The organism is Rahnella sp. CFA14(1/10) (genome assembly GCF_004195095.1).
Classification (GTDB): domain Bacteria; phylum Pseudomonadota; class Gammaproteobacteria; order Enterobacterales; family Enterobacteriaceae; genus Rahnella; species Rahnella perminowiae.
The window spans coordinates 1-14,941 of sequence record NZ_SEWS01000016.1 but is presented as its reverse complement, the minus strand read 5'-3'; the positions used below and the strand labels follow the sequence as shown (position 1 = coordinate 14,941).

Genomic DNA, 14,941 nt, shown 5'->3' with positions numbered 1-14,941 from the left:
GCAATAATCAGGAGGGGGAAAAGCGGGCCCAGGGCAGTGAAACCTGCCGGAGAAAACCGCCGGAAGCAGCATCAACCTTGTATTCCTCTACCTCAGAAACGCCCGCAGGCAACGCCAGCGCCCGCATCACGTTTCCATCCGCAGCGAACCATAAACGGCAGTCCGCTGAAGATTCAGCAGTAAAACGCTGATGGCCCGGTTCGAGGCGGATCCGGCCCATCTGCCACACACTTCCACCCTGCTGTTTGAGCCATGCCTCACGCAGACACCACAACTGCCAGAACGCCGTCTGCGGGTCGGCCTGTTCCACCAGCCACTGACATTCGATATCACTGAATGCTGCGCGTGCCACGTCAAGATAACGCCGGCGCGGGCGAATTTGCTCCACATCGCCGCCGTCTTCGCCCGCCGGACACAGCAGCAGTTGCAGATGATGTTTACTGTGGCTGAGAGAAAAGTGTGGCAGGGAGGCGTCCGCAAAATACGGTTTTCCCTGCGCGGAAATCTGCATGGCGGGTAAGTTGTCACAACCACTGAAAACTGACAGCGCTTCGGCCAGAAGCGCCCGGCCCGCGCACCATTGCTGGCGGCGGGCAGGATTCATTCCTTCACTTTTCATTAGCCATTGCGCGGGCACACGTGACAATGAAAAGTTGTCATCCAGCGACGCCGTAATGAGCTGCGCCCGGTTCATCGTTAAGGCCAGCGACGGAAAACTAAAGAGGTATTAATTCCGCCGAAGGCAAAGTTATTCGACTGAATAAATTCAGTCTGAATATGGCGCGATTCGCCCATCACGTAGTCGAGTTCACCGCAAAGCGGATCCGGTTGCGTCAGATTTATGGTCGGTACGAAGCGGTCTTCGCGCATCATTTCGAGCGACATCCACGCTTCCAGCGCGCCGCAGGCACCGAGCGTATGGCCAAAGTAGCTTTTCAGCGACGAAATAGGTGTCTGATTGCCAAACACCGCAGCAGTCGCATGGCTTTCCGCAATATCACCGCGATCGGTGGCCGTACCATGCGCACTGATATACCCGATTTCGGAAGCAGGAATACCGGCATTTTTCAGCGCTTTTTCAATACAAATCTGCATCGTTGATTGCTGCGGCTGAGTGATATGCGCCGCATCGCAGTTGGTAGCAAAACCCACAATCTCGGCGTAAATCTTCGCGCCGCGCGCCTGTGCATGCTCCAGTGACTCGAGGATCAACGCCCCGGCACCTTCGCCGATCACCAGGCCATCACGCTGCATATCAAACGGGCGCGGCGACAGTTCAGGGTGTTCGTTTTGCTGACTGGTGGCAAACAGCGTATCAAACACGGCAGCTTCTGACGGGCAAAGTTCTTCCGCACCGCCAGCCACCATCACCGTCTGATAACCGTGTTTAATGGCCTCATAGGCATAACCGATGGCCTGGCTGCCCGACGTACAGGCGCTGGACGTCGGGATCACGCGCCCTTTCAGGCCGAAGAACAGGCCTGCATTCACCGCCGTGGTGTGCGGCATCATCTGTACGTAAGTCGTACCGGTAATGTTGTTGGTATGCTTTTCCGTCAGCATGGTTGCAAATTCGCTGACCGGGCCGGTGCTGCCGGTCGATGAACCGAAGGCAATACCGGTTTCGCCGTCAGTAAGAATCGTGTCTTCCAGCAGACCGGCCTGCTCCAGCGCCAGCTCCACCGCACGGGTTGACAGCAGGGACACGCGCCCCATTGAACGGATGCGCTTGCGGGTGTAATGCGCCGGGATAACAAAATCATCCACCGGTGCGCCCAGATGTGTGTTCAGCCCCTGATAAATCAGCCATTCATCCATGTGGCGGACAGCGTTTTTACCCTGTTGAAGGCGGACGGAAATCTCGTCCCAATGGTTACCGAACGCTGTTATGCCTTTCATGCCGGTAATGACTACACGCCGGGTCATATCAGGCCTCCGTTGATGGAGATCACCTGACGGGTCACATAACCGGCGATATCTGACATCAGATAGCTTGCCAGTCCGGCGACTTCTTCCGCCCGGCCCATCCGCCTGAGCGGAATCATGCTCATTGCGGCATCGAGCGCCGGTTTTTCCATGTCAGGCATGCCGGTGTCGATCAAGCCCGGCGCAATGCAGTTTACGGTGATTTTGCGTTTCGCCAGTTCCAGTGACAATGCTTTGCAGGCACCGATAATACCGGCTTTGGCCGCACTGTAGTTAACCTGTCCACGATTCCCCGTAATGCCGGAAACCGAGGAAAGCGCGATAATACGCCCGCCCTGACGCAAGCCGATCATCGGCATCACACAGGGCTGTAAGACATTGTAGAAACTGTCGAGATTAGTGTGGATCACACCGTCCCAGTCCTCGTCGGTCAGTGCCGGGAATGCCGCGTCACGGGTGATCCCGGCATTATTGATCACGCCGTAGTACGCGCCATGCGCCTCAATATCAGCGTCAATCACGTCCCGACACTGCTGGCGGTTGCTGATATCAAACTGCACAATTCGCCCCCTGCCGCCGTTGTCAGTGATGTTTTGCAGGGTATTTTCTGCCCCTGCTTTATCGCTGTGGTAATGAATGACAACAAAAAAACCATCAGCGGCTAACTGACTCGCAATGGCTTTGCCGATCCCTTTGCTGGCACCGGTCACTAATACCGAACGCATCATTCCTGTTTCCCCTGTATTAATTTAATGAGTTCGTCCTTGTCTGGCTGGTAGGTATTCAGCCTTCCTTTTGCAACCTGCAGGTTATCTTTTTCTTGTTTAATGCAGATCACGCCTTCGAAGCTGGCGAGTTTTTCATCGCACAACACCATTAAGACGCTGATGAATAATTCACTGCCTGCCGCGAATTCCGGCACGCTGGTTTTCAAAGCCCTGCCGCCCAACAACATGCCCACCTGCGGCGGTTCGCCACTTTGCGCGCCGTGCCAGCCGCTCCAGACACCGACAGTTTGCGCGATCAGTTCGATCGCATACCACGCGGGCAATGCGCCCCGCTCATTAAGAAACGGTGCCAGCACACTGTTTTCGGACACCACAACGCTGCACAGCGCGGTCTCTGCTGTGACACTAATGACCTTATCCAGTAAGACCATGGGTGATTCATGCGGCAGATATTGGCCCGCGCTGAGCATGCTCATGACGGCCTCCCGATCAGAATGCAGGCATTATTCCCGCCAAAGGCAAACGAGTTTGAAAGGATAACGGGCTTCGCCAGCGCTTCGTCTTTTTGTACCAGCCGTATATCCGGCAAACGGCTATCGCGTGGTGTAAGGCTGAAATCCTGTGACGGCAGTTTGAGATTTTGTGTCAGGATCAGCCAGCCCAGCGCCGCCTCTGTCGCGCCAGCCGCACCCAGCGTATGGCCGGTGAGATGCTTGGTCGAACTGCACGGTGTCTGGTTGCCAAATAACCGATGTATGACGGCGGCTTCCGCCTGATCGTTAAGAGGTGTCGCGGTACCGTGGGCGTTAATATAACCGATGTCTGCCGCACTCAGCCCGGCCTGCGCCAGTGCCATATGAATTGCCCGTTCAGCCCCGAGGCCTTCCGGATGCGGTGCAGACATATGCCACGCATCGGACGACTCGCCCGTGCCCAGTAAAGCGACGTCTGCGGGCTCACGGGTCAGCAGGATCAGCGCCGAGGCTTCACCAATATTAATGCCATCCCGGTCTTGCCCGAACGGCGTACAGCGCCCGCGGGATAAAGATTCCAGGCTGTTGAAGCCGTTCACTGGCATCCGGCACAGGCTGTCAGCGCCACCCACCAGGGCGGCGTCGGCCAGCCCGGCGTCGATCAGGCGCTTCCCGCTGATAATCGCTCTCGCGCTGGATGAGCAGGCCGTGGATAAGGTATAAGCCGGACCACTGAGATCCAGCAGTTCCGCCATAAACTGTGAAGGATCGCCCAGCTCCTGTTGCTGGTAATCGTAGCCCTGCGGGAATTTCCCATGCCGGTGAAGATGACGCACCGCGTTTTCGCCTTCAGCAATGCCCGATGTACTGGTACCCATAATGACCGCGACGCGATCGCGTCCGTACCGGCTGACAGCCGCCTGCACCTGGGGGTCAATCTGCGCCAGCGCAGCCAACAGCAACTGGTTGTTGCGGCTGTGGTGCGCTGACAAAGAGCCGGGGATCGCAGGCAGTTCGCCGGTCACCGCACCGAGCCAGACGGGCCGTTCCTCTGTCAGCCAGCCTTCCTGCAACGACATTCCCGGCGCAAAGCCTGATTTCAGGCTGGCAGCGATTTGCGCATTGTTGTTTCCCAGCGCGTTCACCATGCCGACGGCCGAAAAGTAAATCATGTTAGTCACCCACATTCCGGATAGTTATCTGATAGTGAAACGCCATCTGCGTGATCGACACCGGCCGACGTCCGCGGCCCTGTGGCAGATAGTCAATGCGGGTGATCGTGTTGCCTTCGTTATCCAGTAACGTGCGGCGCAGCGGCTGATCGTCAAGTTTCCAGCCTGCTGGCAACAGGGGTTGCCATCTCTGCGCCGGCCAGTAGCTCAACATAATATCGGCAAGAACCTGATTTGCTGGAGGTAAACCATCAATTTTCATCGTCTGTTCAGTGTGGATCCCTGTCTGATCGTAGACCACTTTGAACAGCCGGATCCCCAGAGGAGAAAGCCCGGCAAGCTGTAACGATTTTCCGTCAGCATTGAGCAGGACCAGCAAGGACTGTTGTTTACCTTTCACCGTGGCCGTCAGTAACTGCTGCTGACTGACCGGTTTATCCAGGGTGGGTGCGGGTAATTTCACCTGCACGCCGCGTTTCAGCCAGGCTTGTGGCTGTGTATCTGAAGGGGGATTTGTCACACACCCGCCCAGCATAAAAATCAACAGGGCCAGCGCAGGCAGCCTAAACCGGGTCATTTTTTACGTCCTCGTTTTTTGGCCGGCAGAGTCAGGGGTGACAACAGAAATGCCGTTAATATGCCAAAGCTTAGTACGATGCCGAAACTACTGATGGCTTGTGTTGAACTGAAAACCAGCATACCGAAAGTCAGCAGCGTGGTAACGGCGGCCATAAAAATGGCAAACATGGACGTCGTCGGTGTGCCGCGTGGATTGGTGAAAAACAGGGTGTAATTGATGCCGATCCCCAGAACCAGAATCAGTGCCAGCAGGGAGAACAGATTAAGATTATGGCCACTAAAGCCCAGCGCCGCGACACCCATCCCGAGGGAAAGTAAGGTCGGAATCAGACAAATAAACCCGTGGGGCAGGCGAAAACGCCAGAGATAAATGATCGCAATGACCGCCACGGCGAGGGCCAGCAACCCGGTCAGATAAATACGGTACTGAGAGAAGAGACCGCTGAATTCAGTTTTGCGATCGATCCAGCCGGTTCCCGGTACAGACGCCGACAGCGCCACCATGGCGGCGCTGTCATGCACACCATTCACCGGAATAAGGGTGGCGCTGCGCCCGTCCGGTAAGGACAACCACAATAAACGCCAGCCTTCACTGACTGTGCTATTAAGCCATTCCGGCACATCAACCGTCTGCGCACTGAGATCCGGTTCCGCCACCGTGATCCCCGCCTGCTGCAACTGTGCAATAATTTGCGGCGCACGCAGGCGTAGCAGAGATAAATCCCGCTGCTGCCGGGCTTGCGAAGACAGATTTATCGCCCGGAAACCGTCAATTACGCCTTTATCTCTCGCCTGGATGAGCGCGGGCCGCAATGTTTCAAGTCGTTGCAGCGTCTGCTCGGCGCTGTCACCGTAGACCACCAGCCATTTCTGATCGTTAGTTTGTCCGGTCAGTGCAGCAATCTGCTGTTCCTGCTGTTGTAAACCGGCCGGAAGAGATTGAAGATCCGCAATGTCATCGTTGATTTTCAGCCGTGAAATTCCGGCCGCTACCAGCACTAATATCAGTAATGGCAGACCGATGCGTACCGCTTTGCGGCTGCGCCATGCCAGCAACCAGCGCATGATAATCGCCAGCCCAGGTGCGGGGCCGACCGGTAAACGCTTCGACAGATACGGATACCAGCACATCACGGTGATACAGGCGGCGCTCAACCCGGCAGCGGCAAAAACTGCCAGCTGTTGCAAACCCGGAAATGGTGCAATCAGTAACATCAGATAGGCCACCACCGTGGTAAGCAGCGCCATTGATAATGCAGGGAACAGTTTTTTCAGACTTTCCAGCGGTGTGCAGGAGTCGCCATGCACCCGACGTTCGGTCAGGAAGTAAAGTGTGTAGTCTGCAGAAATACCGACAATGCTGGTGCTGAGCACCAGTGTCATCACGTGGATTTCACCAAATACCCACAGGGTCAATACCGTGCCTGACAGTGCACCGATGGCGATTGAAAGTAAACTGAGCAGCATCGGCAGGACCGAACGGAACATCAGTAAGATCAGTATAAACACGCCGGTGACTGACGCCGCACCAATCGTGGAAAGATCGTGCTCAGCCTGCTGGCTGGCATAATTGCTGTAGAAAATCGTGCCGCGCTCAAGCACTTTTGCACCCGGCCAGCGTGCTTCAAAAGCCTCTTTCGCCGCACCAAGAGCCGCCACGGTTTGTTTAGCCGACGTGATGTCATAGGAAGATGCTTTCAGCTCGCCATGTACCATGAACCAGTTACGGCCATGTTGATCGCGGGCCATCAGCCAACCTTGTTCCAGCATCATGCCGCCGCTGTTCTGCTGCTGTGCCATCTGCGAGGCACGAACCAGCAATAACGGATCATTCGCCAGCTCTTTGCCGCTGACGCCGGAAAAGGCGGAATACACCTGACCGAGGATCCACTGACTTTGTGTCTCCGCGCCTGCCGTCAGACGCTGACGGGTGGCATCATCAAGCAAGGCGTTACGATGCCTGAAGAAGAAAGTCCCCCACTCCTGCTGACGCTGAACGTCCATCGGTCCCTGCACCTGACTCAGTTCTGGCAGCGCCTGCAACTGCTTCAGCCAGTCAGCGGCGGGCTGAATACCGGCACCCGGCGGAGGGCTGACCAGCCACATCAGCTGGCGATCCAGCCGCTGAGTAAAGCCGTCAGACAATGCCTGTGGAATAGGGGTTTCCTGTTGCTGCGGCAACAGCGCCAGCACGCTGCTGTTAATCTGGCTGCGTGGTAACAACCAGAACAGCGCTGCAACCAGCAGCGCAATAATCAGCAGCCAGCTTTGCGCCAGTTTTCGATGAAGATCAGGAGGCAAAATGGCGTTTCTCTGCATCAGTCAGCGTGGCGGGTGTGGTCTTCTGATTGAAGAAACGAATATGCGTGGCATCGCCCTGCATATCATTAATATCGATATTGTTCAGGAAGGTTTCGCCACTGAGCGTAATGCTGCGGAACAGACGGTTCAGCGGTGAGACCTTTGGTGTCAGAACAAGCGTCCAGGCGCCTTTACCCAGATCAGTAAAATTAAGCGAGAAGTTCTGTCCGAGCGCCCGTTGGTCAGCGTGAAACAGTGCGCTAAGCAATGAATTAAACTGGAACATCTGCGGATTGGTGTCCGCCGTAACCACCTGCGGAGATTGCCCCGCCATGATTTGCACCATGCGGTTTTCAGTCAGCAATAATGTCAGGGTGAACGGTTTTTCCTGTTGCCACCACAGCCCTTGCTGCCGGGCAATCAGCAGATTCCCGCTGGAATTGAGCGGTTGTGCCATCCCGCTGATGGTTCTTTGCTGCGCAAACTCAGCACGGAGTACCGGCACCTGGCTGAAGCGCTGTTGTAATTCCTCCAGCGTCACAGCGTTAGCTGTGACGCTGAAAATCGTCAGAGCCAGTAGCAGTAAGACCTTCACAGGCTGACTCCTGTTTTATCGAAAAGAACCTGCGGCGAGACAAAACACATTTCTTTGGAGACAGCGTCCACTGCGACCTGCAACGTATAGCCTGTCGTTGTACGTTTACCGCTTTCGATATCGTAAATCTGATAGCCGATGCGCAGACGGTTTTCGATTTCCTCCAGCTGTGCATGAACGGCAATACGCTGTTCAAAGAGCAGCGGCGCAATATATTTCACGCGGGTATCAACAATCGGCCAGACATAACCTGATGCTTGCATCTGACGATAACCGTAATCAAATTGCTTGAGTAGCTGCTCGCGCGCAATTTCCAGATAACGGAAATAGTTGCCATGCCAGACCACGCCCATGGCATCTGCGTCGTGGAAAGGAACCGTGATTTCAACGCAGGTAGAAAATCGCGGATCGTTAAAACGCGGATCAAGTTTGGAAGTCATATCATTCAGGTTTCCTGTCAGAGGCGACATCTGCGGGATGCTGCCAGAAATCATAAAAATTGAACCAGTCGTGAGGTGCCAGCAGGCTGTAATGCTCAAGCCGTGCGGCATAATGATCGACTGCGGCCTGTAACGCAGGCAGGCGGTTGGCACGCGGCAGGATCAGAGGATCGGCAAAAGACTCACAATAAATATGCAACCGCTTTTGCTGCATGATGCCAAACATCAGCATAACGGGTGCGCGTAGCGCAGCAGCCAGAATAAAGGGTCCCTGCGGGAATGCGGCAGTTTTGCCCATAAACTCGCTGTAAATCATGCGGGAATGTTCACCACGCTGATGATGACTGGCAGAGGTGCGGTCGCCGACAATCGCCACCCACTCACCGGCATCAAGTTTTTCCTGCAATAAAATCGCGGTCTCCGGCCCCATCTGGTTAACCTGGATCAGATTCACCACGGCCTGCGGATTAATCTCTTTCATTACCTGATTGAACCGCTCGGCATGTTCTGTAAAGACCAGCGCATTTACGGTGATGCGATGACTGAGTGAACCTATTGCCCGACATGATTCGATGTCACCTAAATGTGAGGCAAGGATCAGCGTGCCTCGCCCGGAGGTAATATGAGATTCGCAAATGTCGGGATTGACCAGTACCGCATCAGTCAGTGTTTTATCGCCCTGCCAGCTCGCCAGTTTGCTCAGCATAGATTCACCAAACCGCATGAAATGCCGGAAAGTGCTCAGCGGATAAGGCAGGGGAATATGGCGATGTGCAGCCGTCACGCGCACACGCTCCAGCCAGCGGGCAGAGGCATTGCGCTGTTTGTGGCCGGTGAGCCAAAAATAGGTGATGACCGGATAAAGCAACAGACGAAAGGCGTTGTATCCCAGCGTCCGGTAAACCGATAACATCAGGCGAATGCCCCACAACCCTTTACGTTCCTGCGTCGAGGACCAGTGTTCGGGACGATTTTTCCGCTGCTTCAGCAAATAAGGAATGCGTCGCAACATGCCAAAAAACAGCCGCGTGTGCATCCACGAAATCTGCAGGTTGTCCTTCACGGCATCAAAATGCGAGAGGCCATCTTCAGGATAAGTCACCCGCGTGGGCAGGAAGCGGCTGCGTGTGCCTTGCCAGTAAAGACGCACCATAATTTCCGTATCGAAATCCATCCGCAAACCCAGGTTTTTTTTTGCCATCAGTTGCAGGCAGGGTCTGAGGGGATAGACGCGGAATCCACACATACTGTCTTTTACTGAAAATGACAGTGTCTCGATCCACACCCAGAAATGGGTGATATAGCGGCCATAAAGGCGTGATTTCGGCACACTGTCATCGTAAACCGGCTGTCCGGAGATCAGGCAATCCGGATAACTTCTGGCTTCAGCCAGCATCGCAGGAACGTCTGAAAGCTGATGCTGTCCGTCGGCATCCACCTGTAAGGCGTGCGTAAACCCCTTTCCGGCGGCCAGCCGCAGCGCCGCCATCACAGCCCCGCCTTTCCCCTGGTTTACAGTGAGCCGCGTCAGGCTCATCCACGGCGTCAGACTCTCCAGATGCTGCAACTCTTCTGCTGTCTGCAGGTCACTGCCGTCATCAACCACAATGCAGGGCAAACCGAATGGCCGGAGACTTTCCAGCACACCCGCCATCATCGGTCCATGGTTGTAACAGGGAATAATCAGACAGGGAGAAAAAGAGGCTGACGGCGTCATGGACATAAGGTGATTTTCCCGCTGCTGGCGATCGCCTGACCCACACTGTAACGAAATACCAGCCGTTGTTTTTCTTTAAGCCAGTCGATCTGCAAATTCACAATTTCTTCAGGCAACAGCGGTCGCTGGAATTTCACCACTTCCATGCCGGAAAATGCTTTATCCAGACTAAGAAGTTCTTCAGCGTAACCCATGACCCAATTGACCTGTGTCACGCCAGGCAAAATCGGAGACGACGGGAAATGGCCTTTGAACCAGAATAAATCCGCAGGTAACCGGAGCGTGAGAAGCAGACTGGTGTCGCTGGCGCGTTGCCGATGCAGCATGTCAGGCAGGATCATAAAAACATTTCCTGTAATTCAGCAGTCGCGCGTTTGCCTTGCTGGTTAAGAGGAATCGCAGGTGCAAAGCGCCAGTATCGCGGCATAGAAACCGGAGATAGCCAGTCACGCAAGATCCCGCGGATCTGCCCAAGCAGTACGGCCTGCCCCTGCACCTGGAATAACTGCTCGCCGACCTGACTTAAAACCAGCACGGCTGCAACATAAAGTCGCCCCTGTTTTTCAAGCGTCAGTACGCTGGCGTCGCTTAACAGATCCATCGCACACAAACGTTGCTCAATTTCAGTCAGTGAGATCCGCTGCTCTGCAATTTTAACGATCCGATCCTTACGGCCTAAAAGAAGAAACTGACGTTGATCGGCATTCAACAGCTGAATTTTATCACTGAGGATCATGCCATCCGGTTGCGGGATCAGCGGAGAAATCAGGGCGATATTGCCATCAGCCAGTGGTGAGAATTCGAGATTATCAAAAAGAGTCCAGGCTGCTTCCGGCTGATGTTGCGTACGGAAGGCGACGATGCCGCTTTCAGTCGTGCCATAGATTTCAGTCGGCCGGCAGCCACAAATATTTTCCACCCGTAACGCGGTGTCATGACTCAGCGGGCCTCCGGCAGAAAAGACATGCCGGAGATTTGCGGGCTCCAAAGCCATATCAAGTCGTTTAAGAAAGGCCGGGCTGCTGGTCAGAACCAAGGCATTCTCTCTGGCAAGCGAGTGTAACTGTTCGTGATACTCCACCCTTTTCGCCGCAAAAGGTCGCCCAAGAGTCAGGGGCAACATGAAAGCGAAACTGAGACCATACATATGATGCGGCGCCACGGTGGCGACAAAGCGTGCATCTGCGCATTGCTCCCCCCAGTGTGTGCAAAGCCACTGACTCTCCAGTTCCAGACAAGAAACCGGCTTGATTATTTTTTGCGATTTACCGGTCGAACCGGAGGTGAATAAAATCAGTACGGCGTTTTCCGGCCATTCGGGCAAAGCTGTTAACGGTTGATCTGCTGAGAAGGGAAAACGAAGAATAGGGCAATCAATCTGCAAAGGAAGATCGGTGATTAACGCATCGAACTCATCACGTTGCCCGGCCAGAACAGCGGGCCGAAAATGACCGGGTAAAACGGGTGTATGACCGCTGTAAAGCACCGCCAGCAGTGCCACGGCAAATGAATAGTTATCTTCAAGGCACAATGCCCAGCGGGAATGCGATGTCGCGCTGATATGAGTCAGCAGAGATAAGACATCATGCCGGAAATCACGCTGACACCACTCCCGGCTTTCGCTCCAGGCAACCAGATGTTCGTCTGCTCTTCCCGCGCTTAGCCATTCGCACATTCGCTGCGTCATGGGTGTCGCAGACGCTTTCTGACTATCCATTCAATACCCATTAATAAGCCAATCAGCAGATAACTGATCCCGCCGTTATAAAGAGCCCATAAAGCCATATCGCCTTTCAGGCAGGTATATAAAGCCAATGCTCCGTTACACACAAAGAAAATGCACCAGGCCTGGGTCACACGACGTGTGTAAACCACCCCTTCCGGCGGTAAATCGGGTTCATCCAGCCGTGCAATACGCTCAACCAGCGTTTGGCTGGCGCGTAATGAACTGAAAAATAATCCGAGCAATAAAAGATTTACCGCGACGGGGTAATACAACAGCATCGATGTTTCGCGTAATAAAATGCTGGTGCCGACCAGTACAATCCCTGCAACTGCAATCGCTTTTCCGAAAAAAGTTAACTGGGATAACTTCCCGCGAAAAGTCAGTAAACGCAGAATAAAGATCGCCATCAGTACGGGCGCCAGGATGCGAATTCCCCACGTTTTTAAACCGCACCATACAACCAGCGGATAAGCAATCACCGCCACTGGCATCGCCCAACTGGCCATCTTCGTAACCAGAGGAAATGAGAAGCGCCGGGTTTTATCCATAAAAAAGATATCCGCCCATATTAGGAAGCGGGGGAATTAAGTAATTCATCTATGGCATCAACGACATCCTGAACGGTACGAACAGATTTAAACATTTCAGGCTTAATTTTTCTGCCAGTGATTTTCTGCAAGTGAACCACCAGATCAACAGCATCAATGCTGTCTAATTCCAGATCCTCGTAGAGCTTTGCATCCGGCCGGATATCATCTTCATTGATTTCAAATAGCTTGATTAATAACGCGCTAATCTGCTGGTAAATTTCTTGCTTCTGCATAGGAATCTCTTTAACCACGCTGTGCTGATATAAATCTGGCCAGACTTTCAACAGAATAAAAATGCTCACGCATTTCCTGACTTTCCGCCGAAAGGATCACACCGTATTGCTTCTTTAACGCCAGACCAAGCTCTAGGGCATCAATAGAATCCAGCCCTAATCCGTCACCAAAAAGCGGAGCCTGTGTCTCTATCTCATCTGGCGCCATCCCCTCCAGATTTAGCGTCTCAATGATAAGTACTTTTATGTCGTTACTTAATGAATCCATGACTTATTTCTCGTTATTTTGCGTATTACTGCGCATCAACTCAGTGCACAAATGCTGTGTCAATCGCCGTGCAGCCAGGGCAGGTGAAAGATCGCTTTCATCTAAAAAGTCTTCAGCCTTTACCTTATCGGCAACGGTAATCACAAACTGAGGTTTTACCCGGGGAATTTCGTACCATTTCCCCTTTTTTGTCAGCATTGGCGGCTGACATGAAATATGGACAATCCTGACATCACATCCTGCCCTCAGCGCAATGTTAGCGGCACCACGCTGCAGTATCATCGGTTTTCCAGGCAAGGAACGCGTCCCTTCCGGGAAAACTAACAGCGTACCGCCTGCTTGCAAACGGGTTTCACAGGCCTGCAACAAAGCATCAGAGCCAGTGTTAATCAGGTAACCCGCCGCTTTTATCACTCCGCTTAAGAATGGGTTTTGCAGCAAAGCTTGTTTGACGATGCAGTCACAACGAGGCATACGCGACGCCAGAATCACATAATCAAGCAGACTGGGATGATTCGCCACTATCAGACAGCCGGCATCTTGCTGAAATTTCTCATCACCGATAAACCGGTAATCCATCACTCCCACCCTCCGTAATCCACTCAGGAAGAACCTGAAACTATTACGAATGCTGTTGAGTGTCATTCTGTGCAATCTTTCAGGTTGCCGGATGATAAGTCGCAACAGATTAAACCAGATAATAGAAAGCAACAGCCCGCCAATTCCGAAAAGTGCGAAAAAGAATCCGGTTGCTAACCACCGCCAGATACAATTAGCTGCGGAAGACTTTTCTTCGGGCACTAACGTTTCTCTCATCACAGATTACGAACCCACTGCCAGCTATGGCGATTATCTACACTGATATGGAATAAAGGAGAGGAGGAAAGATAGCCACGCAGAAATTGCAAACTCTGCGGAAGTTCTGGATTCATATCCTCACCCGACAACGAAATACGCTGACACTTCAAGGTATCGCCAGCAGTTAATATTATTGCTACGGCGTAAGGGAGAAACTCAGAATTTACCGATTCGTTGTATATATCAGGAATTTCACCATCAAAATCAACCAACATAACGCGGGAAGCCCCCGTTGCCAGCATTGCCTGAGCTTCCAGCATTCCCTGATGAAAGCTGTCTTTACCGGCCGTTAACGAGGTTACCGGTAACGGATTTTTGCTAATAATGGTAAGCCAACCCGCGGCGGTATTATGTACTGACATGGAGAATTCAGTCGGAGATAAAGCCTCTCCCCCGGCCAGGGAATGCAAAATTCGCCCCGTTTTCTCCAGTTCACCATGACGACTGGTAAAAATTGCAGCATCTACGTTGTTATTGACGAGCAACGCAAGCCCGGAATCCACAGCAAAACGACTGCCGATACTCATTCGTCGTGCAGACATCATGGGAATTTGCTGGCTTTTAGGGTTTGCGCCGGAAAATGTATTTATGTCTGAGCACCGAGCCCACTGGATCCAGTGCTCACAACTATCGACTCCCGGAGCCACAGCCCGCCAGTCCACTATATCCAGTGAGAATTTCATAATGATTATCTTAGTGATTCTGCCAAATTGAGACTTTATGATATTTTATTGAAACTTGCATCTGTAATCTGACAACTTAGTAAACTTCATTAAGAATTTTAGTGCTGGTTTATTATGAGTTTTTTGGATACATGGAGAGTTATCTGAAAAGCGAAATTTTTCAAGTTGATACGAAGTATTTTTTCGATATCCGGCCAGCCTTATTTCCTGTCGGATTCAAACAATCAGTCATCATATTAAGTAAAATATAATACTTCTAATATTAATTACTCTCTCAGAATTAAATCCTGAAAGGAGCGCAGATCAGATAAACGTGAATCCGTGAGATAATAAAATATATCCCAGAAAGATAAGAGGTTTTATTGGCATTTTCACCAGGATACAAATGCAAAAAGTCCCTGAACCTTTCGATTCAGGGACTATGCAATAATTGGCGGAACGGACGGGGCTCGAACCCGCGACCCCCTGCGTGACAGGCAGGTATTCTAACCAACTGAACTACCGCTCCACCGGTTCTTTCACACGCATCAGCAACCGGCTGATGCCTGTTTGTTCCTGTTATTTTCCTTGTCAGGGGAAAAGGAACACGTTCTTTACTAATTTGATGCCTGGCAGTTCCCTACTCTCGCATGGGGAGACCCCACACTACCAT

At 52.8% G+C, this 14,941-nt stretch carries 17 protein-coding genes and 1 tRNA gene; all 18 read right to left on the bottom strand.

Annotated elements, in window-relative coordinates; translation table 11 throughout:
• Positions 1-7 precede the first annotated feature (7 nt).
• The gene (locus tag EVX52_RS23755) at positions 8-694 is read right to left on the bottom strand and encodes a 4'-phosphopantetheinyl transferase superfamily protein (RefSeq protein WP_129955020.1); all 687 of its coding nucleotides are present in this window, start codon (positions 692-694) and stop codon (positions 8-10) included.
• 2 nt (positions 695-696) lie between these two features.
• Positions 697-1,926 carry a beta-ketoacyl-ACP synthase gene (locus EVX52_RS23750; RefSeq protein WP_129955019.1) on the bottom strand — a complete coding sequence of 410 codons (1,230 nt, stop codon included), beginning with the start codon at positions 1,924-1,926 and terminating at the stop codon, positions 697-699.
• Positions 1,923-2,654, bottom strand: coding sequence for a 3-ketoacyl-ACP reductase FabG2 (locus EVX52_RS23745; protein ID WP_129955018.1), 732 nt, complete (start codon positions 2,652-2,654; stop codon positions 1,923-1,925). Before EVX52_RS23745 ends, EVX52_RS23750 begins: the two co-directional genes overlap by 4 nt.
• A complete protein-coding gene (locus tag EVX52_RS23740) occupies positions 2,651-3,130 on the bottom strand; it encodes a hotdog family protein (protein WP_129955017.1) in 480 nt (159 codons plus the stop codon). The genes EVX52_RS23745 and EVX52_RS23740 overlap by 4 nt, the downstream gene beginning before the upstream one ends.
• Positions 3,127-4,299 carry a beta-ketoacyl-[acyl-carrier-protein] synthase family protein gene (locus EVX52_RS23735; RefSeq protein ID WP_129992274.1) on the bottom strand — a complete coding sequence of 391 codons (1,173 nt, stop codon included), beginning with the start codon at positions 4,297-4,299 and terminating at the stop codon, positions 3,127-3,129. The genes EVX52_RS23740 and EVX52_RS23735 overlap by 4 nt, the downstream gene beginning before the upstream one ends.
• 1 nt (position 4,300) lies before the next feature.
• Entirely contained in the window at positions 4,301-4,876 is a 576-nt protein-coding gene (locus EVX52_RS23730; RefSeq protein WP_129955016.1) for a DUF3261 domain-containing protein, read from the bottom strand.
• A complete protein-coding gene (locus EVX52_RS23725; RefSeq protein ID WP_129992255.1) occupies positions 4,873-7,179 on the bottom strand; it encodes an MMPL family transporter in 2,307 nt (768 codons plus the stop codon). The genes EVX52_RS23730 and EVX52_RS23725 overlap by 4 nt, the downstream gene beginning before the upstream one ends.
• The gene (locus EVX52_RS23720; RefSeq protein WP_129955014.1) at positions 7,169-7,774 is read right to left on the bottom strand and encodes an outer membrane lipoprotein carrier protein LolA; all 606 of its coding nucleotides are present in this window, start codon (positions 7,772-7,774) and stop codon (positions 7,169-7,171) included. Before EVX52_RS23720 ends, EVX52_RS23725 begins: the two co-directional genes overlap by 11 nt.
• Positions 7,771-8,214 (bottom strand): thioesterase family protein, encoded by a 444-nt coding sequence (locus tag EVX52_RS23715; RefSeq protein WP_129955013.1) that lies wholly within the window; start codon positions 8,212-8,214, stop codon positions 7,771-7,773. The genes EVX52_RS23720 and EVX52_RS23715 overlap by 4 nt, the downstream gene beginning before the upstream one ends.
• Before the next feature lies 1 nt (position 8,215).
• On the bottom strand, positions 8,216-9,931 hold the full coding sequence (locus tag EVX52_RS23710; protein WP_129955140.1) for a glycosyltransferase: 1,716 nt from the start codon (positions 9,929-9,931) through the stop codon (positions 8,216-8,218).
• The gene (locus EVX52_RS23705; protein WP_129955012.1) at positions 9,928-10,272 is read right to left on the bottom strand and encodes a hydroxymyristoyl-ACP dehydratase; all 345 of its coding nucleotides are present in this window, start codon (positions 10,270-10,272) and stop codon (positions 9,928-9,930) included. The genes EVX52_RS23710 and EVX52_RS23705 overlap by 4 nt, the downstream gene beginning before the upstream one ends.
• Entirely contained in the window at positions 10,269-11,648 is a 1,380-nt protein-coding gene (locus tag EVX52_RS23700; protein WP_238486003.1) for an AMP-binding protein, read from the bottom strand. Before EVX52_RS23700 ends, EVX52_RS23705 begins: the two co-directional genes overlap by 4 nt.
• Positions 11,615-12,205, bottom strand: a complete 591-nt coding sequence (locus EVX52_RS23695; protein WP_129955011.1) for a hypothetical protein — start codon at positions 12,203-12,205, stop codon at positions 11,615-11,617. The genes EVX52_RS23700 and EVX52_RS23695 overlap by 34 nt, the downstream gene beginning before the upstream one ends.
• A 20-nt stretch (positions 12,206-12,225) precedes the next feature.
• Complete coding sequence (locus tag EVX52_RS23690; protein ID WP_129955010.1) at positions 12,226-12,480, bottom strand: acyl carrier protein; 255 nt, start codon at positions 12,478-12,480, stop codon at positions 12,226-12,228.
• Between the two features lie 10 nt (positions 12,481-12,490).
• Positions 12,491-12,748 carry a phosphopantetheine-binding protein gene (locus EVX52_RS23685; RefSeq protein WP_129955009.1) on the bottom strand — a complete coding sequence of 86 codons (258 nt, stop codon included), beginning with the start codon at positions 12,746-12,748 and terminating at the stop codon, positions 12,491-12,493.
• Between the two features lie 3 nt (positions 12,749-12,751).
• The gene (locus tag EVX52_RS23680) at positions 12,752-13,564 is read right to left on the bottom strand and encodes a 1-acyl-sn-glycerol-3-phosphate acyltransferase (RefSeq protein ID WP_129955138.1); all 813 of its coding nucleotides are present in this window, start codon (positions 13,562-13,564) and stop codon (positions 12,752-12,754) included.
• The gene (locus tag EVX52_RS23675) at positions 13,564-14,289 is read right to left on the bottom strand and encodes a beta-ketoacyl synthase chain length factor (protein WP_129992254.1); all 726 of its coding nucleotides are present in this window, start codon (positions 14,287-14,289) and stop codon (positions 13,564-13,566) included. The genes EVX52_RS23680 and EVX52_RS23675 overlap by 1 nt, the downstream gene beginning before the upstream one ends.
• Positions 14,290-14,720: 431 nt before the next feature.
• Positions 14,721-14,797 (bottom strand) — tRNA-Asp (locus EVX52_RS23670).
• Positions 14,798-14,941 lie beyond the last annotated feature (144 nt).